The sequence below is a fragment of the Variovorax sp. YR750 genome (genome assembly GCF_900109805.1).
Taxonomy (GTDB): Bacteria; Pseudomonadota; Gammaproteobacteria; order Burkholderiales; family Burkholderiaceae_C; genus Variovorax; species Variovorax gossypii.
This window is the reverse complement of record NZ_FOBJ01000009.1, coordinates 120609-141372: the sequence shown is the minus strand read 5'-3', so window position 1 is coordinate 141372 and position 20764 is coordinate 120609. Positions and strand designations below refer to the sequence as shown.

At 67.1% G+C, this 20764-nt stretch carries 21 protein-coding genes; 15 read left to right on the top strand and 6 right to left on the bottom strand.

The window, feature by feature from the left end:
- Positions 1–17: 17 nt before the first annotated feature.
- A complete protein-coding gene (proV, locus tag BMY35_RS19565) occupies positions 18–1277 on the bottom strand; it encodes a glycine betaine/L-proline ABC transporter ATP-binding protein ProV (protein ID WP_093202556.1) in 1260 nt (419 codons plus the stop codon).
- Positions 1278–1794: 517 nt separating this feature from the next.
- On the opposite strand from proV, the gene fumC reads away from it, so the two are divergent.
- Complete coding sequence (gene fumC / locus BMY35_RS19560) at positions 1795–3192, top strand: class II fumarate hydratase (RefSeq protein ID WP_093202553.1); 1398 nt, start codon at positions 1795–1797, stop codon at positions 3190–3192.
- A gap of 56 nt (positions 3193–3248) precedes the next feature.
- Here the strand turns inward: fumC and BMY35_RS19555 are convergent, their stop codons facing one another.
- On the bottom strand, positions 3249–3866 hold the full coding sequence (locus tag BMY35_RS19555; RefSeq protein WP_093202551.1) for an NAD(P)-dependent oxidoreductase: 618 nt from the start codon (positions 3864–3866) through the stop codon (positions 3249–3251).
- Positions 3867–3970: 104 nt separating this feature from the next.
- On the opposite strand from BMY35_RS19555, the gene BMY35_RS19550 reads away from it, so the two are divergent.
- Positions 3971–4903, top strand: a complete 933-nt coding sequence (locus BMY35_RS19550; protein ID WP_093202548.1) for a LysR family transcriptional regulator — start codon at positions 3971–3973, stop codon at positions 4901–4903.
- Between the two features lie 4 nt (positions 4904–4907).
- On the opposite strand, the gene BMY35_RS19545 is transcribed toward BMY35_RS19550, so the two are convergent.
- The gene (locus BMY35_RS19545; RefSeq protein ID WP_093202546.1) at positions 4908–5543 is read right to left on the bottom strand and encodes a YqhA family protein; all 636 of its coding nucleotides are present in this window, start codon (positions 5541–5543) and stop codon (positions 4908–4910) included.
- 163 nt (positions 5544–5706) lie between these two features.
- Here BMY35_RS19545 and acs point away from each other — a divergent pair, with 163 nt between their 5' ends.
- Positions 5707–7707 carry an acetate--CoA ligase gene (acs, locus tag BMY35_RS19540; protein WP_093202543.1) on the top strand — a complete coding sequence of 667 codons (2001 nt, stop codon included), beginning with the start codon at positions 5707–5709 and terminating at the stop codon, positions 7705–7707.
- A 400-nt stretch (positions 7708–8107) separates the two neighbouring features.
- Positions 8108–8608, top strand: coding sequence for a DUF485 domain-containing protein (locus BMY35_RS19535; RefSeq protein WP_093202541.1), 501 nt, complete (start codon positions 8108–8110; stop codon positions 8606–8608).
- 18 nt (positions 8609–8626) lie between these two features.
- On the opposite strand, the gene BMY35_RS19530 is transcribed toward BMY35_RS19535, so the two are convergent.
- Positions 8627–8941, bottom strand: a complete 315-nt coding sequence (locus BMY35_RS19530) for a c-type cytochrome (RefSeq protein ID WP_093202538.1) — start codon at positions 8939–8941, stop codon at positions 8627–8629.
- 108 nt (positions 8942–9049) lie between these two features.
- Between BMY35_RS19530 and BMY35_RS19525 the strand changes: the two genes are divergently transcribed.
- Positions 9050–9304, top strand: a complete 255-nt coding sequence (locus BMY35_RS19525; RefSeq protein WP_093202537.1) for a TIGR04438 family Trp-rich protein — start codon at positions 9050–9052, stop codon at positions 9302–9304.
- Positions 9305–9359: 55 nt separating this feature from the next.
- On the top strand, positions 9360–10193 hold the full coding sequence (locus tag BMY35_RS19520; RefSeq protein WP_093202534.1) for a DUF3592 domain-containing protein: 834 nt from the start codon (positions 9360–9362) through the stop codon (positions 10191–10193).
- 6 nt (positions 10194–10199) lie between these two features.
- On the opposite strand, the gene ilvD is transcribed toward BMY35_RS19520, so the two are convergent.
- A complete protein-coding gene (ilvD, locus tag BMY35_RS19515) occupies positions 10200–11894 on the bottom strand; it encodes a dihydroxy-acid dehydratase (protein ID WP_093202532.1) in 1695 nt (564 codons plus the stop codon).
- Positions 11895–11995: 101 nt separating this feature from the next.
- On the opposite strand from ilvD, the gene BMY35_RS19510 reads away from it, so the two are divergent.
- Both BMY35_RS19510 and BMY35_RS19505 read left to right on the top strand, forming a co-directional pair.
- Positions 11996–12961 (top strand): LysR family transcriptional regulator, encoded by a 966-nt coding sequence (locus tag BMY35_RS19510; RefSeq protein ID WP_093202529.1) that lies wholly within the window; start codon positions 11996–11998, stop codon positions 12959–12961.
- Positions 12958–13500, top strand: a complete 543-nt coding sequence (locus BMY35_RS19505) for a hypothetical protein (protein WP_093202527.1) — start codon at positions 12958–12960, stop codon at positions 13498–13500. The genes BMY35_RS19510 and BMY35_RS19505 overlap by 4 nt, the downstream gene beginning before the upstream one ends.
- 21 nt (positions 13501–13521) lie before the next feature.
- Here BMY35_RS19505 and BMY35_RS19500 read toward each other — a convergent pair whose 3' ends face one another.
- Positions 13522–14463, bottom strand: a complete 942-nt coding sequence (locus BMY35_RS19500) for a LysR family transcriptional regulator (RefSeq protein ID WP_093202524.1) — start codon at positions 14461–14463, stop codon at positions 13522–13524.
- A gap of 139 nt (positions 14464–14602) precedes the next feature.
- Here BMY35_RS19500 and BMY35_RS19495 point away from each other — a divergent pair, with 139 nt between their 5' ends.
- From BMY35_RS19495 to BMY35_RS19465, 7 genes are all read left to right on the top strand, one after another.
- Positions 14603–15376: an SDR family oxidoreductase gene (locus BMY35_RS19495; protein WP_093202522.1), complete on the top strand. Its 774-nt coding sequence runs from the start codon at positions 14603–14605 to the stop codon at positions 15374–15376.
- Between the two features lie 32 nt (positions 15377–15408).
- Positions 15409–15678 (top strand): hypothetical protein, encoded by a 270-nt coding sequence (locus BMY35_RS19490; protein ID WP_093202519.1) that lies wholly within the window; start codon positions 15409–15411, stop codon positions 15676–15678.
- Between the two features lie 67 nt (positions 15679–15745).
- Positions 15746–16576 (top strand): prolipoprotein diacylglyceryl transferase, encoded by an 831-nt coding sequence (lgt, locus tag BMY35_RS19485; protein ID WP_093202516.1) that lies wholly within the window; start codon positions 15746–15748, stop codon positions 16574–16576.
- A gap of 134 nt (positions 16577–16710) precedes the next feature.
- Positions 16711–17379 carry a GntR family transcriptional regulator gene (locus tag BMY35_RS19480; protein ID WP_093202514.1) on the top strand — a complete coding sequence of 223 codons (669 nt, stop codon included), beginning with the start codon at positions 16711–16713 and terminating at the stop codon, positions 17377–17379.
- Between the two features lie 28 nt (positions 17380–17407).
- Complete coding sequence (locus tag BMY35_RS19475; RefSeq protein ID WP_093202511.1) at positions 17408–18874, top strand: malonyl-CoA decarboxylase; 1467 nt, start codon at positions 17408–17410, stop codon at positions 18872–18874.
- 123 nt (positions 18875–18997) lie between these two features.
- On the top strand, positions 18998–19984 hold the full coding sequence (locus tag BMY35_RS19470) for a Bug family tripartite tricarboxylate transporter substrate binding protein (protein WP_093202509.1): 987 nt from the start codon (positions 18998–19000) through the stop codon (positions 19982–19984).
- Positions 19981–20763, top strand: a complete 783-nt coding sequence (locus tag BMY35_RS19465) for an enoyl-CoA hydratase/isomerase family protein (RefSeq protein ID WP_093202506.1) — start codon at positions 19981–19983, stop codon at positions 20761–20763. The genes BMY35_RS19470 and BMY35_RS19465 overlap by 4 nt, the downstream gene beginning before the upstream one ends.
- The last annotated feature ends 1 nt before the right edge of the window (position 20764 follow it).

Here is a 20764-nt window from a genome sequence, read left to right as displayed (position 1 = left end):
GTGTCCTTCGAGTTCGTTCAGATGGCGGCCGTGGCGGCAGCGGCAGCAGGTTGCTGGGGCTGGTGCGCCGGGTCGATCGGCGGCGTGTCGCGGTCGAGGAACTTCAGCAGCGTCGTCTTGCTGATCGCGCCGCAGAAGCGGCCGTCGGCCGCCACCACCGGCATCGCGCACGGCGCTTGGGCCACCTGGCCGAAGAGTCCGGCCACAGGGGCATCGGCGTCGATGGTGCCGAGGTCGTTCAGGAAGGCGTGGCGCAGGCCCAGCGGGCCGAAATGGCCGTCGAGCGCGGCGCGCAGCGTGTCGGCCGACACGGTGCCCAGGTAGCGCCTGTTGGGGCTGGTCACGTAGGCGAAGTCGCGGTCCTGGTCTTCCAGTTGCTTGAGCGCCGCGCGCGCACCGCGCTCGGGGTGCTCGCAGACCACGGTGAGCTGCTTGCGCGCGATGTCGCCGGCCTTGAACACGGCCGCCGCATCCACGCCGCGCACGAAGCTGCGCACGTAGTCGTTGGCGGGGCTGCGCAGGATCTCGTCGGGCGTGCCGACCTGGATCACCTGGCCGTCCTTCATGATCGCGATGCGGTCGCCGATGCGCATGGCCTCGTCGAGGTCGTGCGAGATGAAGACGATGGTGCGGCGCTGCTCCTGCTGCAGGCGCAGGAGCTCCGACTGCATCTCGGTGCGGATGATCGGGTCGAGCGCCGAGAAGGCCTCGTCCATCAGCAGGATCGACGGGTCGGAGGCCAGCGCGCGCGCCAGGCCCACGCGCTGCTGCATGCCGCCGGAGAGTTCGTCGGGGTAGCTGTCGCCCCAGCCGGCCAGGCCCACCTGGGCGAGCGCCTTGTCGGCCTGCGCCAGGCGTTCCTTCTTGCCGGTGCCCGAGAGTTCGAGGCCGAAGGCGGTGTTCTCGCGCACCGTCATGTGCGGCATCAGCGCGAACGACTGGAACACCATGCTGATGTCTTTGCGGCGCAGCGCGCGCAGCTTGATGTCGGAGTGCTCGTTGATGTCCGCGCCGTCGATCACGATGCGGCCCGCGGTCGGCTCGATGAGGCGGTTCAGCAGCCGCACCAGCGTCGACTTGCCCGAGCCCGAGAGACCCATGATGACGAAGATTTCTCCGGCCTGGATTTCGAAGGTGGCGTCGAACACGCCGATCGACTGGCCGGTGCGCGCCAGGATCTCCTTCTTGGAAAGTCCTTGCCGGACCAGCTCCAAGGCTTGCTCGGGCTCGTCGCCGAACACCTTGAAGACATGGTCGATGAGAATTCCTTTGGCCATACGTCGGGGCTCCTTGGGTGAAGGGTTGACAGATCGCCACCCTCCGAAAGCTCCGGAAGGGCGACGCGACCACGTCCCAGCCCGTCAGATGGAGGGGCTGCCGACAGGCACTGAAGACGACAGGGCGACGAAGCCAGTGCCCGCCGGATGCTTCATTCGCAGAACGACGGGCCTGGTCGAGGGGCGCCGACTGGATGAGCGTGACGTGGCAATGGGGCTGGAAAGATCCGGCCGGTTTGCCGGGCAGTGCCCGGCGGGAGCACCTTGCACCGCGACGGGATTCGGAGATCCGCGAGTAGTGAAGGCTTGACCAACAGCGTCATCATCATGACTTGTTGGTCGTCAGAAGCTATCGATTATAACTTTTTGACATGATGAGGTCAAGGCAGGGCAGGCGCCGCCTCTGTCGGCGGTGGCGCAATGCCCTCGTCAGATGAGAGCTACTCTCATTGGGGCGATACTCTCGGGCGCGCCGGAAAGCGGCGCGACCTTTCATGATCCTGCGGAGCTTTTTCTCATGACGACTTCCCCCAAGACCCGTGCCGAGCGCGATACCTTCGGACCGATCGACGTGCCGGCCGACAAGCTGTGGGGCGCGCAGACGCAGCGCTCGCTGCAGAACTTCGACATCTCGGGCGAGCAGCAGCCGCGCGAGATCATCAAGGCGCTGGCCCAGGTCAAGCGCGCTTCCGCGGTGGTCAACAACGCGCTGGGCCTGCAGGACGAGAAGAAGACCGGCGCCATCGTGGCCGCGGCCGACGAAGTCATCGCCGGCAAGCATCCGGGCGAGTTCCCGCTGGTGGTCTGGCAGACCGGCTCGGGCACGCAGAGCAACATGAACGTCAACGAGGTGCTGGCCAACCGCGCCAGCGAGATCCTTGGCGGCGAGCGCGGCGAAGGCCGCCTGGTTCACCCCAACGACGACGTGAACCGCAGCCAGTCGAGCAACGACGTGTTCCCGACCGCCATGCACGTGGCCGCCGTCGAGGCCATCACGCACAAGCTGCTGCCGGCCATCGGCAAGCTGCGCGCCACGCTGGAGCAGAAGTCCAAGGACTTCGCCGACATCGTGAAGATCGGCCGCACCCACCTGCAGGATGCCACGCCCCTCACGCTGGGCCAGGAGTTCTCGGGCTACGTTGCGCAACTGGCGCACGGCGAAGCGCACGTGCGCGCCGCGCTGCCGCACCTGTGCGAACTGGCGCTGGGCGGCACCGCCGTCGGCACCGGCCTCAATGCGCCCAAGGGCTATGCGGAACAGGTGGCGGCCGAGTTGGCGAAGCTCACGGGCCTGCCCTTCGTGACCGCGCCGAACAAGTTCGAGGCCATGGCCAGCGTCGATGCGCTGGTGCATGCGCACGGCGCGCTGAAGACGCTCGCCGCCAGCATGAACAAGATCGCCAACGACGTGCGCTGGCTCGCCAGCGGCCCGCGCAGCGGCATCGGCGAACTGAGCATTCCCGAGAACGAACCGGGCTCGTCGATCATGCCGGGCAAGGTCAACCCGACGCAGAGCGAAGCCGTGACGATGCTGGCCGCGCAGGTGTTCGGCAACGACGTCGCCATCAACATCGGCGGCGCTTCGGGCAACTTCGAGCTGAACGTGTTCCGCCCGATGGTGGCGCACAACTTCCTGCAGAGCGTGCGCCTGCTGGCCGATGGCATGGTGAGCTTCAACGACCACTGCGCAGTGGGCATCGAGCCCAACCGCGAGCGCATCACCGAGCTGGTGCAGCGTTCGCTGATGCTGGTGACGGCGCTCAACACCCACATCGGCTACGACAAGGCCGCCTTCATCGCCAAGAAGGCGCACAAGGAAGGCTCCAGCCTGCGCGAGGCGGCGATCGCTTCGGGCCACCTGACGGCCGAGCAGTTCGACCAGTGGGTGGTGCCGGAGAACATGACCGGTCGCTGATCCGGCCCGCTCAAGAAAAAAAGGACCCTCGCGGGTCCTTTTTTGTTGCCTGCGGCTCAGTAGCCGATGGTGTAGCGCTGGCGCGAGTGAGCCGGCTTTTCGAGTTCGTCGATGAACGCGATCGCGTAGTCCGCGAAGCTGATCCAGCTGCGGCCTTCGGCGCTCACGAGCAGGTCGTCCTTGCCCAGGCGGAATTTGCCGGTGCGCTCGCCTTCGACGAATTCGGCGGAGGGCGAAAGGAAGGTCCAGTCCAGGTCCTTCTCGTTGCGCAACGTGTCGAGGAACACACCGCCGGCCGAGGCTTCTGCGCGATAGGCATCGGGGAAGTTCGGCGTGTCGATCACCTTCAGGCCGGGCGCCGCGAACAGGCTGCCCGCGCCGCCGACCACCAGCAGGCGCTTCACGCCGGCGCGCTTCGTCGGTTCGATGATGGCCGCGGGCGGCACGGTGGCGAAGTGCGCGGCGCTGAACACGGCGTCGTGGCCGGCCAGCGTCTTCTCGAGGGCGGCGCCGTCGAGCACGTCGAGGTCGACGGCCTTCACGTTGGCGCGGCCCGCCAGCTTGGCGCTGGCCTTGCGGGCGATGGCGGTGACGGTGTGGCCGCGGCGCAGGGCCTCCTCGAGAAGCTGGCTGCCGGCGCGTCCGGTGGCGCCGATGATGGCGATGTGGCTCATGGTGACTCCTGTGAAAGATCGGATGGGATGAGTCGAATCTTAGGTTTCTGCTTTCGAAAGAAATACCTCGATTTACGCGCTTGTTTATTCCTAAAATCGTTCGAATGGATCGATTGAATGCAATGCGCGTGTTCGTGACGGTGGTCGATTCGGGCAGCCTTTCGGCCGCGGCCGACAAGCTCGACATGTCCCGCCCGGTGGTCACGCGCTACGTGGCCGAACTGGAGCAATGGACCGGCGCGCGCCTGCTGCACCGCACGACGCGCCGCCTGAGCCTCACTGCCGCGGGCGAGGAACTGCTGCCGCGCTGCCGCCAGGTGCTGGAACTCGCGGGCGACATGCAGGCGGCGGTGCGGCATCCGGCCGAGGCGCCGCGCGGGCAGCTACGCATCACGGCCAGCACATCGTTCGCGCAGGCCCAACTGGCCGATGCGATGGCCGAGTACGTGCGGCTCTATCCGGGCGTGGCGGTCGACCTGGTGCTGCTGGATCGCGCGGTGAATCTCGTCGACGAGCGCATCGACCTCGCGATCCGCGTGGCGGCGGAGATCGACCCGAACCTGATCGCGCGGCGGCTTACGGATTGCCGCTCGGTGGTGTGCGCTTCACCGGCCTACCTGAAGGAGCACGGCAGGCCGTCGAGCGTGGAAGAGCTGGCGCAGCGCAACTGCCTCACTCACTCGTATTTCGGCCGCAGCCTCTGGAATTTCACGCGCAAGGAGAGCGGGGAGCCGGTGTCCGTGGCCGTGGGTGGCAACGTTTCGACCAACGATGCTGCGAGCCTGATGTATCTGGCGAGGGCTGGGGCCGGCATCGCGATGCTGCCGACCTATCTCACATGCCAGCTGCTGCAGTCCGGCGAACTTGTGCGGCTCTTCGCGAATTTCGAGCCGCAGGTGGTGGGCATGTACGCGGTGTATGCCTCGCGCAAGCACATGCCGGCCACGCTGCGCACGATGCTCGACTTCCTGGCCGCACGCTTCACCGACCCGCCGGCCTGGGACATTGCATCGCAGGCCGGCCAGGATCGGGGTTAGGAACTCAGTGCGAGTCGCCCGGAGGATGGGCTGGCGCCATCAGCCGGTCGGTGTAGGCGATGGCCATTGCCGAGAACAGGAACGCGATGTGGATTACGGTCTGCGCGATCAGCACGCGGTCGGTGTAGTTGTCCGCGTTGATGAAGGTCTTCAGCAGGTGGATGGAGCTGATGCCGATGATGGCGGTGGCCAGCTTCACCTTGAGCACCGAGGCGTTCACGTGGCTCAGCCACTCGGGCTGGTCGCGGTGGCCTTCGAGGTCCATGCGGCTCACGAAGGTCTCGTAGCCGCCCACGATCACCATGATGAGCAGGTTGGAGATCATCACCACGTCGATGAGCGCGAGCACCACCAGCATGATGACCGTCTCGTTCAGCGTGCCGACCGGCGCGGTGGTCTTGTAGCCGATGCTGGTGATCAGCGCCTGCAGCGCTTCCTTGCTGCCGAATGCAGCCTCGACCAGATGCAGCAGCTCGACCAGGAAGTGCACCACGTACACGGCCTGCGCCACGATCAGGCCCAGGTACAGCGGCAGCTGCAGCCAGCGGCTCGCGAAGATCAGCTTGGGCAGGGGGCGAAGCGGCGAACCTCGGCGCGGTACGGGCGGGTTCCGGGTATCGAAAGGGTCGGGAGCGGACATCGGCAGGGCGGTTGTGGGGGACCGGGAATTCTAGGGGTGTCCCAGTGACGCACTCGTGATAACCCCGAGAGGGCTATCGAACAGGCTCTAACATCGCAACCGTCAGTGACCCGTAAGTGGGCCCGCCGACATTACGGCCGCACCCCTCCTGGAGACAAAGAGCATGAGCAGCAGCGCATCGAAGAACATTGAATCCGTCCTGGTCGAGAACCGCGTGTTCCCGCCCGATACCCGCGCCACCCAGGGCGCGCGCATTTCCGGCATGGCTGCCTACGAGGCCCTGTGCAAGGAGGCCGAACAGGACTTCGAAGGGTTCTGGACCCGCCTGGCCAAGGACAACCTGAACTGGACCAAGCCCTTCACGAAGACCCTCGACGAATCGAATGCGCCGTTCTACCAGTGGTTCGGCGACGGTGAACTCAATGCCAGCGCGAACTGCCTCGACAGGCACGTCGGCACTCCGGTCGAGAACAAGACCGCCATCGTCTTCGAGGCCGACGACGGCACCGTCACCAAGGTCACCTACAAGGAGCTGCTCGCCCGCGTGAGCCAGTTCGCCAATGCGCTGAAGGCGCGCGGCATCAAGAAGGGCGACCGCGTCATCGTCTACATGCCGATGACCATCGAGGGCGTCGTCGCCATGCAGGCCTGCGCGCGCATCGGCGCCACCCACAGCGTGGTGTTCGGCGGCTTCTCGGCCAAGGCGCTGCAGGAGCGCATCATCGACGCGGGCGCGGTGGCCGTCATCACCGCCAACTACCAGCTGCGCGGCGGCAAGGAACTGCCGCTGAAGGCCATCGTGGACGACGGCATCGCGCTCGGCGGCTGCGAGTCGATCAAGACCGTACTGGTGTACGAGCGCACGCCCACCGCGTGGAACCGCGTCGAGGGCCGCGACATCACCTTCACCGAGGCGCTGAACGGGCAAAGCACCGAGTGCGCGCCCGTGCCGGTCAACGCCGAGCATCCGCTCTTCATCCTCTACACCTCGGGCTCCACCGGCAAGCCCAAGGGCGTGCAGCATTCCACCGGCGGCTACCTGCTGTGGGCGAAGCTCACGATGGACTGGACCTTCGACATCCGTCCCGAAGACGTGTTCTGGTGCACCGCCGACATCGGCTGGATCACCGGCCACACCTACGTCGCCTACGGACCGCTCGCGGCCGGCGCGACGCAGGTGGTGTTCGAGGGCATCCCGACCTTCCCGCACGCGGGCCGCTTCTGGCAGATGATCGAGAAGCACAAGGTGTCGGTGTTCTACACGGCGCCCACCGCAATCCGTTCGCTCATCAAGGCGGCCGACGGCGACGAGAAGGTGCACCCGAAGAACTGGGACCTCACCAGCCTGCGCATCCTGGGCTCGGTCGGCGAGCCGATCAATCCCGAGGCATGGATGTGGTACCACCGCAATGTGGGCGGCGAGCGCTGCCCCATCGTCGACACCTTCTGGCAGACCGAGACCGGCGGCCACGTCATCACGCCGCTGCCGGGCGCCACGCCGCTGGTGCCGGGCTCGTGCACGCTGCCGCTGCCGGGCATCATGACCGCCATCGTCGACGAGACAGGCAAGGACCTGCCCAACGGCGCCGGCGGCATGCTGGTCATCAAGCGGCCGTGGCCCTCGATGATCCGCACGATCTGGAACGACCCCGAGCGCTTCAAGAAGAGCTACTTCCCCGAGGAGATGGGCGGCACGATCTACCTCGCCGGCGACGGCGCGGTGCGCAGCGCCGACCGCGGCTACTTCCGCATCACCGGCCGCATCGACGACGTGCTGAACGTGTCGGGCCACCGCCTGGGCACCATGGAAATCGAATCGGCGCTGGTCTCCAAGACCGATCTCGTGGCCGAAGCCGCGGTGGTGGGCCGCCCCGACGATGTGACCGGCGAGGCTGTGTGCGCCTTCGTCGTGCTCAAGCGCGCACGCCCGACGGGTGAGGAAGCCAAACAGATCGCCAACGAGCTGCGCAACTGGGTCGCCAAGGAAATCGGCCCGATCGCCAAGCCCAAGGACATCCGCTTCGGCGACAACCTGCCCAAGACCCGCAGCGGCAAGATCATGCGCCGCCTGCTGCGCAGCATCGCCAAGGGCGAGGCGATCACGCAGGACACGTCCACGCTCGAGAACCCTGCGATCCTGGAGCAGTTGTCGCAGACGAACTGATCCGGGATCCGGCCGAAGGCCGGTGCGTGCGAAGCACGCGCGTAGGTGAAGACGGCACTCATATCGCGCAGCGATGTGATGTGCCGGCAGAACCCTGCGATCCTGGAGCAGTTGTCGCAGACGAACTGATCCGGGATCCGGCCGAAGGCCGGTGCGTGCGAAGCACGCGCGTAGGTGAAGACGGCACTCATATCGCGCAGCGATGTGATGTGCCGGCAGAACCCTGCGATCCTGGAGCAGCTGTCTCAGACCAACTGAGCAGTAGTGCTGTAGGACGTGGCCGTTAATGCGGCCATTTGCGCCGAACGGGGCTCTTCGCTGAGGTAAAACCATCGGATCACCGCGCGCCTCGAAGCGCGCGGGTTTCCCATGTGTTCGATCTTTCCGAAGGAGGCCTCCAATGGGCGTGAGATCCGCTTTTCTTTTCGTCGTCGTGCTGCTGATCGTGGCGCTCGCCGCGCTCAACTGGGGCGCGCTGTCCACGCCCACCGACGTGTGGCTGGGCTTCATGACCGTCTCGGCCCCGCTGGGACTGATCATGCTGGGGCTGACCGCGGTGCTGGCGGCCTTCTTCCTCGTCTACGTGCTGTACCTGCACAGCTCGGTGCTGATCGACACCAAGCGCCACACCAAGGAGATGCAGGCCCAGCGCGACCTGGCCGACAAGGCCGAGGCTTCGCGCTTCACCGAGCTGCGCAACTTCCTGGAGGCGCAGGAGAACAAGCACATGGCTCAGAACGCCGACCGCCAGTCGGCGATCCTGGCGCGGCTGGAGCAGCTCGAGACGGCGATCCGCCTGCGGTCGGACCAGACCGACAACACCATGGCCGCGCACATCGGCCAGCTCGAGGATCGCATCGAGCGCCGGCCCGTGCCGGCGGACATCAACCCGCAGGTGTGATGCGAAAGTCCCTGGGGCTTACTTCGTCGAAAGCACCCAGGCGGCGAGCTTCTTCGCATCGGCTTCGCTGACCTGGTTGTTCGCCGGCATCGGCACCGGTCCCCACACGCCGGAGCCGCCCTTCATGATCTTGCTGGCGAGGGTGTCGACGGCGCCCTTGTCGTCCTTGTACTTGGCGGCAACGTCCTTGAACGACGGGCCGAGCACCTTGCGCTCGACAGCGTGGCAGCTCATGCAGTTCTTCGAAGTCGCCAGTGCCAGGTCGGCGAGGGCGGGCGCAGCGGCTCCCGCAAGGCCGAGGCCCAGGGCTGCCGACAACAAGACTCTTTTCATGGGGGATGTAATTGGTAAGGGCTGAGTTACATTCGACTCAACGCGATTTTAGGCAGCACCGTGCACGGCGCACGAATGCGGTGCCAATACAACCCTGAGGGATTCGCGATGTGGTTTCTCGGCTTGGGCCTGCTTGCGCTGGCCCTCAAATACTTCGAAATCGGCATGGTCGCCAGCTGGAGCTGGTGGATCGTGCTGTCGCCATTCGCAATGGCAGTCGCCTGGTGGGCCTGGGCCGATTCGTCGGGCTACACCAAGCGCAAGGTCGTCGAGCGCGAAGACAGGCGCAAGCAGGCGCGCATCGACCGGCAGAAGACCAACATGGGCATGAAGACCAGCAACGGGCAGCGCCCGCGCCGCTGAGACGCTTCTTCCATCGGCCGGAGTCCGCGCACCGCATGCATCACGCTGAAGTGCCATGGACGAGGAAGCCACCACCCGCGCGCTGATCGTCTTCGGACTTTCGCTGCTGGTCGGCCCGGCCATCGGCGGGCTCGTGGGATGGCTGAAGAACTTTTTCTGGGGCGTGGGCGTGGGAGCGCTGCTCATCGGCTGCGCCGGCCTCTATGGCGCGGCCACCCTCGGCTGGCATAGGTACCAGTCGATCGCCGGCACCACCACCGTGCAGGGCAGCCTGGTCGAATTCGTCGAAGAGGAAAGCACGGACAGCAAGGGGCGCACCACGGTGTCGCGAGCGCCCGTCGTCGAGTACGTCACGCCCGATGGCCAGAAGCGCCGCGTCAAGGGGCTGGGCGGCGGCCTTTCGGACAAGGAATGGGGCGACCCGGTCGAGGTGCGCTACAGCCTGACCGACCCTTCGCAGGCGCTGGTGGCCGATTTCCAGAACATGTGGGGTGGGGTCTGGGGGCTCGGCATCTTCGGCGCGTTTCCGACCATGTTCGGCCTGTTTTTCATCGGCATGGCGGTGAAGGAGGCGCGAGAGAAGTCCGGCCGTGGCAGCAAGCCGCCGCCGGTGCGCGAGCCCACGCCGGGGCAGAAGCGCTGGCGCACGCGCGGTACGGTGCTCGCGAACCTCGTCTTCCTGGCCGGCTTCGCACTCGTGTTTCTTTACCCGGACCCGAGCCCGATGAAGCAGTTCGGCGCCGGCTTCATGACCATAGGCGCCGGCGCCATGCTGCACTTTCTCGTGCAAAGCCTGCCGCCGGCGATGGATTTCCAGTCGCGCAGCATCCTCGCGATCGTAGGCCTCGGGTTCCTGGCCTTCGGCTACGGCGCGTGGATGATGGCTTGAGCGATCTCAGAACTTGTCGAGCACGGCGCCCGAGCTGGCGCTGGACGCGTTGAACGCGAACTTCGCCTGCACGCCGCGCGTGTAGCGCGGAGCCGGTGCCTTCCAGCCTTCGCGGCGCTTGGCGATCTCGGCTTCGGGCACGTTGAGTTCGAGCTTGAGCTGGTGCGCGTCGATGGTGATCAAGTCACCCTCGTTCACGAAGGCGATAGTGCCGCCGGCAGCCGCTTCGGGTGCCACGTGGCCCACCACCATGCCCCAGGTGCCGCCCGAGAAGCGGCCGTCGGTGATGAGGCCGACGCTCTCGCCGAGGCCTGCGCCGATCAGCGCGCCGGTCGGCGCCAGCATCTCGGGCATGCCCGGGCCGCCCTTGGGGCCGAGATAGCGCAGCACCATCACGTCGCCGGCCTTGATCTTGCCGTCCAGGATGGCCTTGAGCGCCGACTGCTCGTCGTCGAACACGCGCGCCGGGCCGGTGATGACCGGGTTCTTCAGGCCGGTGATCTTGGCGACCGCGCCTTCGGGCGACAGGTTGCCCTTCAGGATGGCCAGGTGGCCTTCGGCGTACATGGGGTTGTCGATGGTGCGGATCACGTCCTGGTCGGCGCGCGGCACGTCGGGCACGTCTTTCAGCACCTCGGCGATGGTCTGGCCGCTGATGGTGATGCAGTCGCCGTGCAGCAGGCCTGCGTTCAGCAGCACCTTCATCACCTGCGGGATGCCGCCGGCCTGGTGCAGGTCGACCGCGAGGTACTTGCCCGAGGGCTTCAGGTCGCAGATGACCGGCACCTTCTTGCGCATGCGCTCGAAGTCGTCGATGGTCCATTCCACGCCTGCGGCGTGCGCGATGGCCAGGAAGTGCAGCACCGCGTTGGTCGAGCCGCCGGTGGCCATGATGACGGCCACGGCGTTCTCGATGGCCTTCTTGGTCACGATGTCGCGCGGCTTCAGGTCCTTCTTGATCGCCTCGATCAGCACCTTGGCCGATTCCTTGGCCGAGTTGGCCTTCTCGTCGTGCGGGTTGGCCATGGTCGACGAGTAGGGCAGCGAGATGCCCAGAGCCTCGAACGCGCTCGACATGGTGTTCGCCGTGTACATGCCGCCGCACGAGCCGGTGCCGGGAATGGCGCGCTTCTCGATCTCGAGCAGATCCTCGTCGCTCATGTTGCCGGCCGCGTTCTGGCCCACGGCCTCGAACACGCTCACGATGTTCAGGTCCTGGCCCTTGTACTTGCCGGGAAGGATGGTGCCGCCGTAGACGTAGATGGCCGGCACGTTGGCGCGCAGCATGCCCATGAGGCCGCCGGGCATGTTCTTGTCGCAGCCGCCGACCACGAGCACGCCGTCCATCCACTGGCCGCCGACGCAGGTCTCGATGCAGTCCGAGATGACTTCGCGGCTGACCAGCGAGTACTTCATGCCCTCGGTGCCCATGGCCATGCCGTCGGAGATGGTGGGGGTGCCGAACACCTGAGCGTTGCCGCCGGCTTCCTCGATGCCTGCGATGGCCGCGTCGGCCAGTTTCTGCAGGCCCGAGTTGCAGGGCGTGATGGTGCTGTGGCCGTTGGCGACGCCGACCATCGGCTTCTTGAAGTCGCCTTCCTCGTAGCCCATGGCGTAGAACATCGAGCGGTTGGGGGCGCGGCTCTTGCCTTCGACGATGTTGGCGCTGCGGCGATTGATCTGGATTGGCTTGGTGTCCATGGTGTCTCTTCTGTCGTGGGGAGATCGGGGGAGTCCAAGTATCGGACTTCTGATTGATTGCTTCCAATCCATTTTCAATTGCAGATTGATATGCTCGGCATATGAATGAAGCACTCATCGACCTGCGCGCCTGGCGCCAGTTCGTCGCCGTGGCCGAAGAGCTGCACTTCGGCCGGGCAGCGCAGCGCCTGCACATGACGCAGCCCCCGGTCACGCAGGCCATTGCCCAGCTCGAGAAGACGCTGGGCGTGGTGCTGTTCGACCGCACCCGGCGGCGCGTGGCGCTCACGCCGGCCGGCGAGGCGCTGCTGCCCGACGTGCGAGAGCTGCTGGCCCGCGCGCAGGCGCTGCCGGCGCGGGCACGCGCGGCGGCGGCGGGGCAGGTGGGGCGGGTGCGCATCGGCTTCGTCTCGACGGTGGGTTTCGAGCAGCTGCCGGCCTGGGTGCGCGAATTCCGTGTGCTGTGCCCAGAAGTGGCGCTGGAGTTGGTCGAGGCCACCGGCGACGTGCAGCTCGAAGCCTTCGCGCGCGGCGAGATCGATGCCGGGCTGATGCTGCATTCGCCCGGCGCCGCGCCGCCCGGACTCGCGCGTTTGGCCGTGTCGGAAGAGCCTCTGGTGCTGGCGTTGCCCGAACGGCATGCGCTTGCGCGCACCGACAGGCTGCTTCTGGCGGACGTGTTGGCCGAGCCGCTGGTGATCTTTCCGCGCCGCATCGTGCCTTCGCTGCACGATGCCATCTTCGACCTGTATCACGCGGCCGGGCGCACGCCGCAACTGGGGCAGGAGGCAATCCAGATGCAGACCATCGTGAACCTCGTCTCGGGCGGCATCGGCGTGGCCTGGGTGCCCGAGAGCGTCACGCAGTTCCGCCGCGCGGGGGTGGTGTACCGGCGTGCCTCGGAATTCGCGCCGGCCGCGCGACGACGCAATACGCCCGTGCTGCCTGCCTGCGAGACTAGCCTGGTGTGGCCCGAGGGAGCGGTCAGTCCGGCGCTTGCCCGCTTCATCGCCTTCGTGCGAGAGCGGGGCGCCAATCCGAAGAACAGGGAGGAGGGAACCGAATGAAGACGAAGACGCGATTTGCCTTGCTGGCGCTGCTGTTGTGCAGCGCAGCTGCCACGGCGCAGATGACGCCCGCACCACCCGCCGTGCCGCAGTTCAAGGACTATCCGGCCGACGCGCCGTACACCGGCAAGAACCACCCGCTCGTACTCGACAGCGATTTCTCCCGCAGCTACCGCACCCGGCTGCGCGAGGCGATCGCCAGCGGCAAGCCCAGTTTCGCCGGGCGCTACATCGTCACGCGCTGGGGCTGCGGCACGGGCGGCTGCAACGTGGGGGCGGTGATCGACGCGAGCACCGGCCATGCCGTCAGCATGCCGAACGCGCTGACGAGCGTCTATCCGCTGAAGCCGCAGTACGAGAAGGAAGACGGCCAGGAACTCATCTACAAGCTGTCGAGCCGGCTGCTGGTGCAGGCGGGCGACATCGACAGCTCGAACAGCAGCGGCAAGGACGTGGTGGAGTTCTACGAGTTGCGCGACGGGGAGTTCAGGTTCATCCGCAGCGTGCCCTACGGACGCGCGGATCGGACGAAGCCCTGAGCGAGGCTCGCAGCCGCCGCTTCAGCGCGTCTTGCGCGGCCGGCCGGATGCCGATGCCGCAGGCCGGTCGAGCGAATCGGCCAGCACCGTTTCGAGCCAGCCCGCGAAGGCCTGCATGCGCCGCGACAGGTTGCGCCGGTGCGGATACACCAGCTGCACCGGCAGCGGCTCGGCGCGGGCATCGGGCAGCACCTCGACCAGCTCGCCGGTCGCGAGGTGCTCGCGCACGTCGTAGGCCGGGATCTGGATCAGGCCCAGCCCGGCCAGTGCGCAGGCGATGTAGGTCTCGGCGTTGTTCGCCGCCACCTGGCTGCGCATGCGCAGCGTCGCGATCTCGCCGTCGCGCAGCCACTCCCAGGGCGCGGCGCGGCCGCTGGTCGGCGAGGCGTAGTTGACGGCGATGTGCTGCGGCAGGTCGGCGGGCGTGCGCGGCGTGCCGTGGCGGACCAGGTAGGCCGGGCTCGCGCAGTTGATCAGCGTGAAGTGCCCGAGAGGGCGCGCCACGAGGCTGCTGCTGGCCATCGGGCCGACACGCAGCGCGCAGTCGACGCCTTCGAGCACGAGGTCCACCGCGCGGTCGCTGGAGCCCAGCTCGAGCTCGATGGCGGGATGGCGCCCGAAGAACTCCGGAAGCGCCGGCGCGATGAGCCGCCGCGCGATACGGCTGGGCACGTCGACCTTCAGGCGTCCGCTCACCTGGCCGTGGGCGGGCAGGAACTGCTGCTCCATGTCCTCCATGTCGGCCACCAGCGCGCGGGCGCGCTCCAGCATCACTTCGCCGTCGGGCGTGAGGCCGACGCGTCGCGTGGTCCGGTGAAGCAGGCGCGAGCCGAGGCGAGTCTCGAGCTGCTGCACGGCCGTCGAGACGCTTGCGCGCGGCAGGCCGAGGCGGTCGGCGGCGCGCGTGAAGCTGCCGGTTTCGGCCACGCACACGAAAACCTGGAGTAGGTCGATGCGGTCCATCGTCGTTCTTCGATATCGGCTTGATTGTTCGTGATTTATTGAACAGTCTAGCCTTGGATGGGTGATTTATCAGTGACGGAGCCATCAATAGACTGAAGGCTCTCGTCACGCATCACGCTTTACTTCAAGGAGCTCACCCATGTCCGCACGTACTCTCAAGAACAAGGTCGTTGTCATCGCCGGCGGCGGCAAGAACCTCGGCGCCCTCATCGGCCACCAGATGGTCGACGGCGGCGCCCGCGGCATCGCCATCCACTACAACAGCGACGCGTCGCGCGCCGACGCCGAGAAGACCGCCGCCGAACTCAAGGCCAAGGGCGCCGACACGCTGCTGGTGCAGGGCGACCTCTCGGTGGTCGAGAACTGCGTCGGCCTCTTCGACAAGACGGTGAAGCACTTCGGCCAGGTCGACATCGCGATCAACACTGCCGGCGTGGTCATCAAGAAGCCGATCCTCGACGTCACCGAGGCCGACTACGACAAGAGCTTCGACGCCAACGCCAAGGCTGCCTTCTTCTTCATCCAGCAGGCTGGCCGCACGCTGGCAGACGGCGGCAGCATCGTCACGCTGGTGAGCTCGCTGCTGGCGGCCTACACGCCGTTCTATGCGATCTACCCGGGCTCGAAGGCTGCGGTGGAGCACTACACGCGCGCCGCATCGAAGGAATTCGGCGAGCGCGGCATCTCGGTCAACGCCATCGGCCCCGGCCCCATGGACACGCCGTTCTTCTACGGCCAGGAGAGCAAGGAAGCCGTCGAGTACCACAGCAGCGCCGCCGCGCTCAGCAAGTTCTCGAAGAAGGGCCTGACCGACATCGAGGACATCGCGCCCATCGTGCGCTTCCTCGTCACCGAGGGCTGGTGGATCACCGGCCAGACGATCTTCGCCAATGGCGGCTACACCACGCGCTGATCGGGCAAGATGGCGCGAGGAGGACGAACGACATGCACACGATCATGGTGATGGGCGGCGGCTTCGTGCTGCTGGCGGTGTTCCTGCTGGCCGGACGCCTGCTGGGCGACGGCTCTTCGGCGGCGCTGGCCGTGGCGGCCAGGTGGTTCATTCCGGCGTGGTTCGCCGGCGCGGGCATCAACATGGCCGTGGGCGTGATCAAGGCGGGGTATTCGGTGGCCGAGGAGCTGCCGATCTTCCTGCTGATCTTCGCGGTGCCAGCCGTGGCGGCGGGGCTCGTGTGGTGGAAGTTCGGGCGCTGATTCACGCCTGAGCGGGCCCGAAAAGCCCCGCCTCGGCCTCGACATTCGGCCGGGGCACAATCCGCGGATGCTCATGTATCCGCATATCGATCCCATCGCCCTGCAAATCGGGCCGGTGGCCATCCACTGGTACGGCCTGACCTACCTGGCCGCGTTTGCGCTGTTCTATTTTCTCGGCACGCGCCGCCTGCGGCACGAGCCTTTCCGCAGCCTGGTGGACGCGGGCGTGTGGCAGCGCCGGGACATCGAGGACATTCTTTTCCTCGGCGTGATGGGCGTCATCGTCGGCGGACGGCTGGGCTACTGCCTGTTCTACAAGCCCGAGTTCTATCTCACGCATCCGCTCGAGATCCTCTACGTGTGGCAGGGCGGCATGAGCTTCCATGGCGGACTGCTCGGCGTGATCGGCGCGATGGTGTGGTTCTCGCACTCGCGCAAGCGTCCCTTCTGGCAGGTGATGGACTTCGTCGCGCCCTGCGTGCCGACGGGCCTCGCGGCCGGCCGCGTGGGCAACTTCATCAATGGCGAGCTGTGGGGGCGCTTCAGCAGCCCCGACCTGCCCTGGGGCATGGTGTTTCCGCAGAGCAACTCGATGCTGCCGCGCCATCCCTCGCAGGTCTACCAGTTCCTGCTCGAGGGGCTGCTTCTCTTCGTCGTGATGTGGCTCTATGCGCGCAAGGAGCGCAGGCAGGGGCAGGTGGCCGCGGTGTTCCTGATCGGCTACGGCGTGCTGCGTTTCGTGGCGGAGTACTTCCGCGAACCTGACGACTTCCTGGGCCTGCGCGCACTCGACCTGAGCCAGGGGCAGTGGCTCAGCATCCCGATGGTCGTTGCCGGCATCGCGCTGTGGTTCTGGTTCGGCCGCACCGGCGGCAAGACGGCCACCGCCCGCGCCTGAGCCTTCTGAGGGCTCGTTGAGCCCTGAGTTTTCAGGGTAACTACCAGCCGCGCATCCGCTGCGCGGCACTTGCATCGATCCGGATGCAGGCTCAGAATTACGCGTAATTACAGGAAATTATGCGGCCCTGATCCATGCGCCTGGTCCCCAACTCCCTGCACGACGAAGTCGCCGCCACGCTGCGCGAGCAGATCTTCGATGGCTCGCTGGCCCCCGGCAGCTTCGTCGATGAAATCGCCCTGTGCGAGCGGCTTTCCATCTCGCGCACGCCATTGCGCGAAGCGCTCAAGGTGCTCACCGCCGAAGGCCTGCTGCGGCACGAGCCGCGCCGCGGCTGCTTCGTCAACGAGGTGACCGAGCGCGACCTCGACGAGATCTTCCCCGTCATCGCTCTGCTCGAAGGCCGCTGCGCCTACGAGGCCGCCCGCAACGCCAGCGACGCCGAACTGCAGGAGCTCGACGCGCTGCACGAGCGGCTGGTGCGCCACGCCAAGGCCAAGCGCATCAACGACTACTACGCCACCAATCACATCATCCACGAGGCGATCATCAAGCTGGCCGACAACAAGTGGCTGGCACAGGTGATCGGCGATCTGCGCAAGATCCTCAAGCTTGCCCGCCTGCAGCAGCTGCATGCTCCGGGGCGGCTAGAGCAGAGCCTGTCGGAGCACCTGGCCGTGTTCGCGGCGCTGAAGGCGCGCGACAGCGAAGGCGCCGACGCCGCCATGCGCACGCACCTGACCCGGCAGCGCGAGGCGCTGCGCGAGGTCGCGCGCCAGCAGAAATCCAGGGTGATGTCGTGACAACCCCCTCAAGCATTGGAGTGCCCCGATGAGTGCGACCGAATGGTTCCAGGCGCGGCTGCGTTCTGGCGAGAAGTCGAAGGTGCCGGTGGCACCGGAAGGCGCAGCGAAGAGCGCGTCGAAGAATGCGCCCAAGCCCAGTGCGCGCACGACTGCCGAGCGCCTGCAGGCCACGCTGCGCAAGGCCGACGAAGCCCTCTCGCCGCGCGCGCTGCGCCGGGTGCTGGCCGACCTGCAGGCCGTGATCGACCCGCGCGTGAGCGAGGTCGAGGGCGGCCGCCGCGCGCATGCCATCGCCGATGCCTACCGCGCAGCCACGGCCGACGAGCGCCGCGACTACTGGTCGCTGATGAGCGAGCATTTCGCGGCCGATGCGCAAAAGCTCAAGGCCGCCCGCGACCAGCACCAGGCAGCCGTCGGCACGCCCGACGAAGGACAGGCCGAGCTGCGCCTGCGCCGCGCGCTGGTGTCGCCGCGCATGCGCCTGCTGCAGCGCTTCGCTGTCGAGCCCGAGGGTATGCGCTTTCTCGTGGACCTGCGCGCCGACCTGCTGCCGTGCCTGAAGGCCGACAAGCGCCTGCTCGCGCTCGACGCCGAGCTGGAGCAGCTCTTCTCCACCTGGTTCGACGTCGCCTTCCTCGAGCTGCGCCGCATCGACTGGGATTCGCCGGCCTCGCTGATCGAGAAGCTCATCCGCTACGAGGCGGTGCACGACATCAAGAGCTGGTCCGACGTGAAGAACCGGCTCGACGACAGCGACCGCCGCTGCTACGGCTTCTTCCATCCGCGCCTGCCCAACGAGCCGCTGATCTTCGTCGAGGTGGCGCTGGTCGATCGCATCAGCGCCGGCATCACGCCGCTGCTCGACGAGGCCGCCGTGCCGGTGCCCGCCGCCCGGGCGACCACCGCCATCTTCTATTCGATCAGCAACACGCAGAACGGCCTGCGCGGCGTGAGCTTCGGCGACTCGCTCATCAAGCGCGTGGTCGAGACGCTGCAGGACGAGCTGCCGCGCCTGAAGACCTTCGCCACGCTCTCGCCGATTCCGGGTTTCCGCACCTGGCTCGCGAAGAACGCCGCCGACCTGCTGCCGCGCCTCGACGAGAAGCGCGAGGCCGAGATCGGCCGCCTCGTCGGTTCGCTGCCGCCGACCGCCGAGCGCCTGCTCGCCGCGGTGGACGCGGCCGCCACCTTCGATGCGAAGTCGCCGCTGCGCCAATGGCTGATGCAGGCGGCCGCCGAGTACCTCGGCCGTGCGCTGGTCGACGGCACGCCGGCCGATCCGGTCGCGCGCTTCCACCTGGGCAATGGCGCGCGCGTCGAGCGCCTGAACTGGGCCGGCGATCCGTCGCCCAAGGGGCACAAACAGGCCTACGGCCTCATGGTCAACTACCTCTATGACCTCAAGCGCCTGGACAAGCATCGCACCTGGCTTGCCGAGGGCAAGGTGGCAGTATCGGGAGACGTCGAGAGCCTGTATTTCAAGAAAGGCTGAAGACCGTCGAAGAGGAGGTCGAGGAAGTCGAGAAAGTCGAAGCAGAGCAAAGAGCTGGTGCACCGATGGCCGGCAGCCGCACGGGGCGGCAAGATCCACAACGACACACAGGAGATGAGACAAATGAACCCAAGCTTTCAGCGCCGCGACGTACTGCGCGTGGCCGCCGCCGGTGCGGCCGTTCTGTGCGGCGCCGCGCGGGCCCAGCAGGGCTGGCCGACGAAGCCCGTGACGATGATCGTGCCGTTCCCGGCCGGTGGCGGCACGGACGCCTTCGCACGGCCGCTCTCGGGGCAGTTCTCGCGCGTCGCGGGCCAGACGCTGGTGATCGACAACCGCGGCGGGGCAGGGGGCACGCTGGGCGCCAGCATCGCCGCCAAGGCGCCGGCCGACGGCTACACGCTCTTCATGGGCGCGGTGCACCACGCGATCGCGCCATCCATCTATCCGAAGCTCGACTACGACATCGAGAAGGACTTCGCGCCGCTGATGCTGCTGGCCAACGTGCCGCAGGTGGTGGTCATCAATCCGAAGCGGGTGCAGGCCAACACGATCCAGGAATTCATCGCGCTGGTGAAGCGCAACCCCGGCAAGTTCAACTACGGCTCGGCCGGCTCGGGCACCTCGCACCACCTGGCGGGCGAGCTCTTCAAGATCCAGACCGGCACCTTCATCACCCACATTCCGTACCGCGGCGCGGGCCCGGCGCTGTCCGACCTGATCTCGGGCAACGTCGACCTGATGTTCGACGGCCTGGGCTCCTCGGCGCAGCACATCAAGAGCGGCCGCATCAAGGCGCTGATGGTGGCCGGCACCAAGCGCAACCCCGCCTTCCCCGACGTGCCCTGCGCCGCCGAAGTGGGCCTGCCCGAGTACACCGTGACCACCTGGTACGGCCTGTGGGCGCCCAAGGGCACGCCGGCCGATACGCAGACGCGCGCCATCGACGACATGAAGAAGGCGCTGGCCACCGATGACCTGAAGGGCATCTGGGCCCAGAACGGTTCCGAGATCCCGAACCTCACCACCACCGCCTACGGCAGCTTCGTGAATGCCGAGATCAAGCGCTGGGCCGCGGTGGTGAAGGCGTCGGGCGCCAAGCTCGAATGACGACTGAAAGCTCCATTTCCCTGCGCCGCGACGGCGCCGTCGCGGTCGTCACGCTGTCGAACGCGGGGCGTCTCAATGCCATGACGCGCGCCATGTGGCGCGAGCTGCGCGCCGTGTTCGACGGCCTGCGCAGCGAAGGCGACAGCGCCTTGCGCTGCGTGGTCGTGCGCGGAGAGGGCGGTGCCTTCTGCGCGGGTGGCGACATTTCCGAGTACCCGTCGTTCCGCTTCAGCGAGCCCAGCCTGCGCGAGTTCCACGAGAACGAGGTCTGGGCCGCGCTGCAGGCCATGCTCGACTGCCCGCTGCCGCTGGTCGCGCAGATCGAAGGCGCCTGCATGGGCGCGGGCATCGAGATCGCCAGCTGCTGCGACATTCGCCTGGCAGGCGCGTCCGCGAAGTTCGGCGCGCCCATCGCCAAGCTCGGCTTTCCGATGGCGCCGCGCGAAGCGGCGCTGGTGCATGGCGCCATCGGCGACGTGCTCGCGCGCGACATGCTGCTGGCCGCCGGCGTGCACGGTGCGCAACGGCTGTACGACGCCGGCTTCCTGCTGCAGGTGCTGCCCGACAACGAGGTGGCGCTCGCAGCGCAGTCGCACGCCCAGCGCATCGCCGTGCTCTCGCCGCAGGCCGCGCGCCTGCACAAGGCGACCTTCGCGGCGCTGCGCGCCGGCGCTCCCTCGGCTCATGTGCTGCTGGCCACTGCTTACGATTACGCCGATTCCGCGGAGCACCGCGAGGGCATCGCCGCGTTCCTTGCCAAGCGCCGCCCGAATTTCTGAA

Coding starts and splice junctions, on each gene's coding strand:
- proV (WP_093202556.1), bottom strand. CDS start 1,277: ATGGCCAAAGGAATTCTCATCGACCATGTCTTCAAGGTGTTCGGCGAC.
- fumC (WP_093202553.1), top strand. CDS start 1,795: ATGACGACTTCCCCCAAGACCCGTGCCGAGCGCGATACCTTCGGACCG.
- BMY35_RS19555 (WP_093202551.1), bottom strand. CDS start 3,866: ATGAGCCACATCGCCATCATCGGCGCCACCGGACGCGCCGGCAGCCAG.
- BMY35_RS19550 (WP_093202548.1), top strand. CDS start 3,971: ATGGATCGATTGAATGCAATGCGCGTGTTCGTGACGGTGGTCGATTCG.
- BMY35_RS19545 (WP_093202546.1), bottom strand. CDS start 5,543: ATGTCCGCTCCCGACCCTTTCGATACCCGGAACCCGCCCGTACCGCGC.
- acs (WP_093202543.1), top strand. CDS start 5,707: ATGAGCAGCAGCGCATCGAAGAACATTGAATCCGTCCTGGTCGAGAAC.
- BMY35_RS19535 (WP_093202541.1), top strand. CDS start 8,108: ATGGGCGTGAGATCCGCTTTTCTTTTCGTCGTCGTGCTGCTGATCGTG.
- BMY35_RS19530 (WP_093202538.1), bottom strand. CDS start 8,941: ATGAAAAGAGTCTTGTTGTCGGCAGCCCTGGGCCTCGGCCTTGCGGGA.
- BMY35_RS19525 (WP_093202537.1), top strand. CDS start 9,050: ATGTGGTTTCTCGGCTTGGGCCTGCTTGCGCTGGCCCTCAAATACTTC.
- BMY35_RS19520 (WP_093202534.1), top strand. CDS start 9,360: ATGGACGAGGAAGCCACCACCCGCGCGCTGATCGTCTTCGGACTTTCG.
- ilvD (WP_093202532.1), bottom strand. CDS start 11,894: ATGGACACCAAGCCAATCCAGATCAATCGCCGCAGCGCCAACATCGTC.
- BMY35_RS19510 (WP_093202529.1), top strand. CDS start 11,996: ATGAATGAAGCACTCATCGACCTGCGCGCCTGGCGCCAGTTCGTCGCC.
- BMY35_RS19505 (WP_093202527.1), top strand. CDS start 12,958: ATGAAGACGAAGACGCGATTTGCCTTGCTGGCGCTGCTGTTGTGCAGC.
- BMY35_RS19500 (WP_093202524.1), bottom strand. CDS start 14,463: ATGGACCGCATCGACCTACTCCAGGTTTTCGTGTGCGTGGCCGAAACC.
- BMY35_RS19495 (WP_093202522.1), top strand. CDS start 14,603: ATGTCCGCACGTACTCTCAAGAACAAGGTCGTTGTCATCGCCGGCGGC.
- BMY35_RS19490 (WP_093202519.1), top strand. CDS start 15,409: ATGCACACGATCATGGTGATGGGCGGCGGCTTCGTGCTGCTGGCGGTG.
- lgt (WP_093202516.1), top strand. CDS start 15,746: ATGCTCATGTATCCGCATATCGATCCCATCGCCCTGCAAATCGGGCCG.
- BMY35_RS19480 (WP_093202514.1), top strand. CDS start 16,711: ATGCGCCTGGTCCCCAACTCCCTGCACGACGAAGTCGCCGCCACGCTG.
- BMY35_RS19475 (WP_093202511.1), top strand. CDS start 17,408: ATGAGTGCGACCGAATGGTTCCAGGCGCGGCTGCGTTCTGGCGAGAAG.
- BMY35_RS19470 (WP_093202509.1), top strand. CDS start 18,998: ATGAACCCAAGCTTTCAGCGCCGCGACGTACTGCGCGTGGCCGCCGCC.
- BMY35_RS19465 (WP_093202506.1), top strand. CDS start 19,981: ATGACGACTGAAAGCTCCATTTCCCTGCGCCGCGACGGCGCCGTCGCG.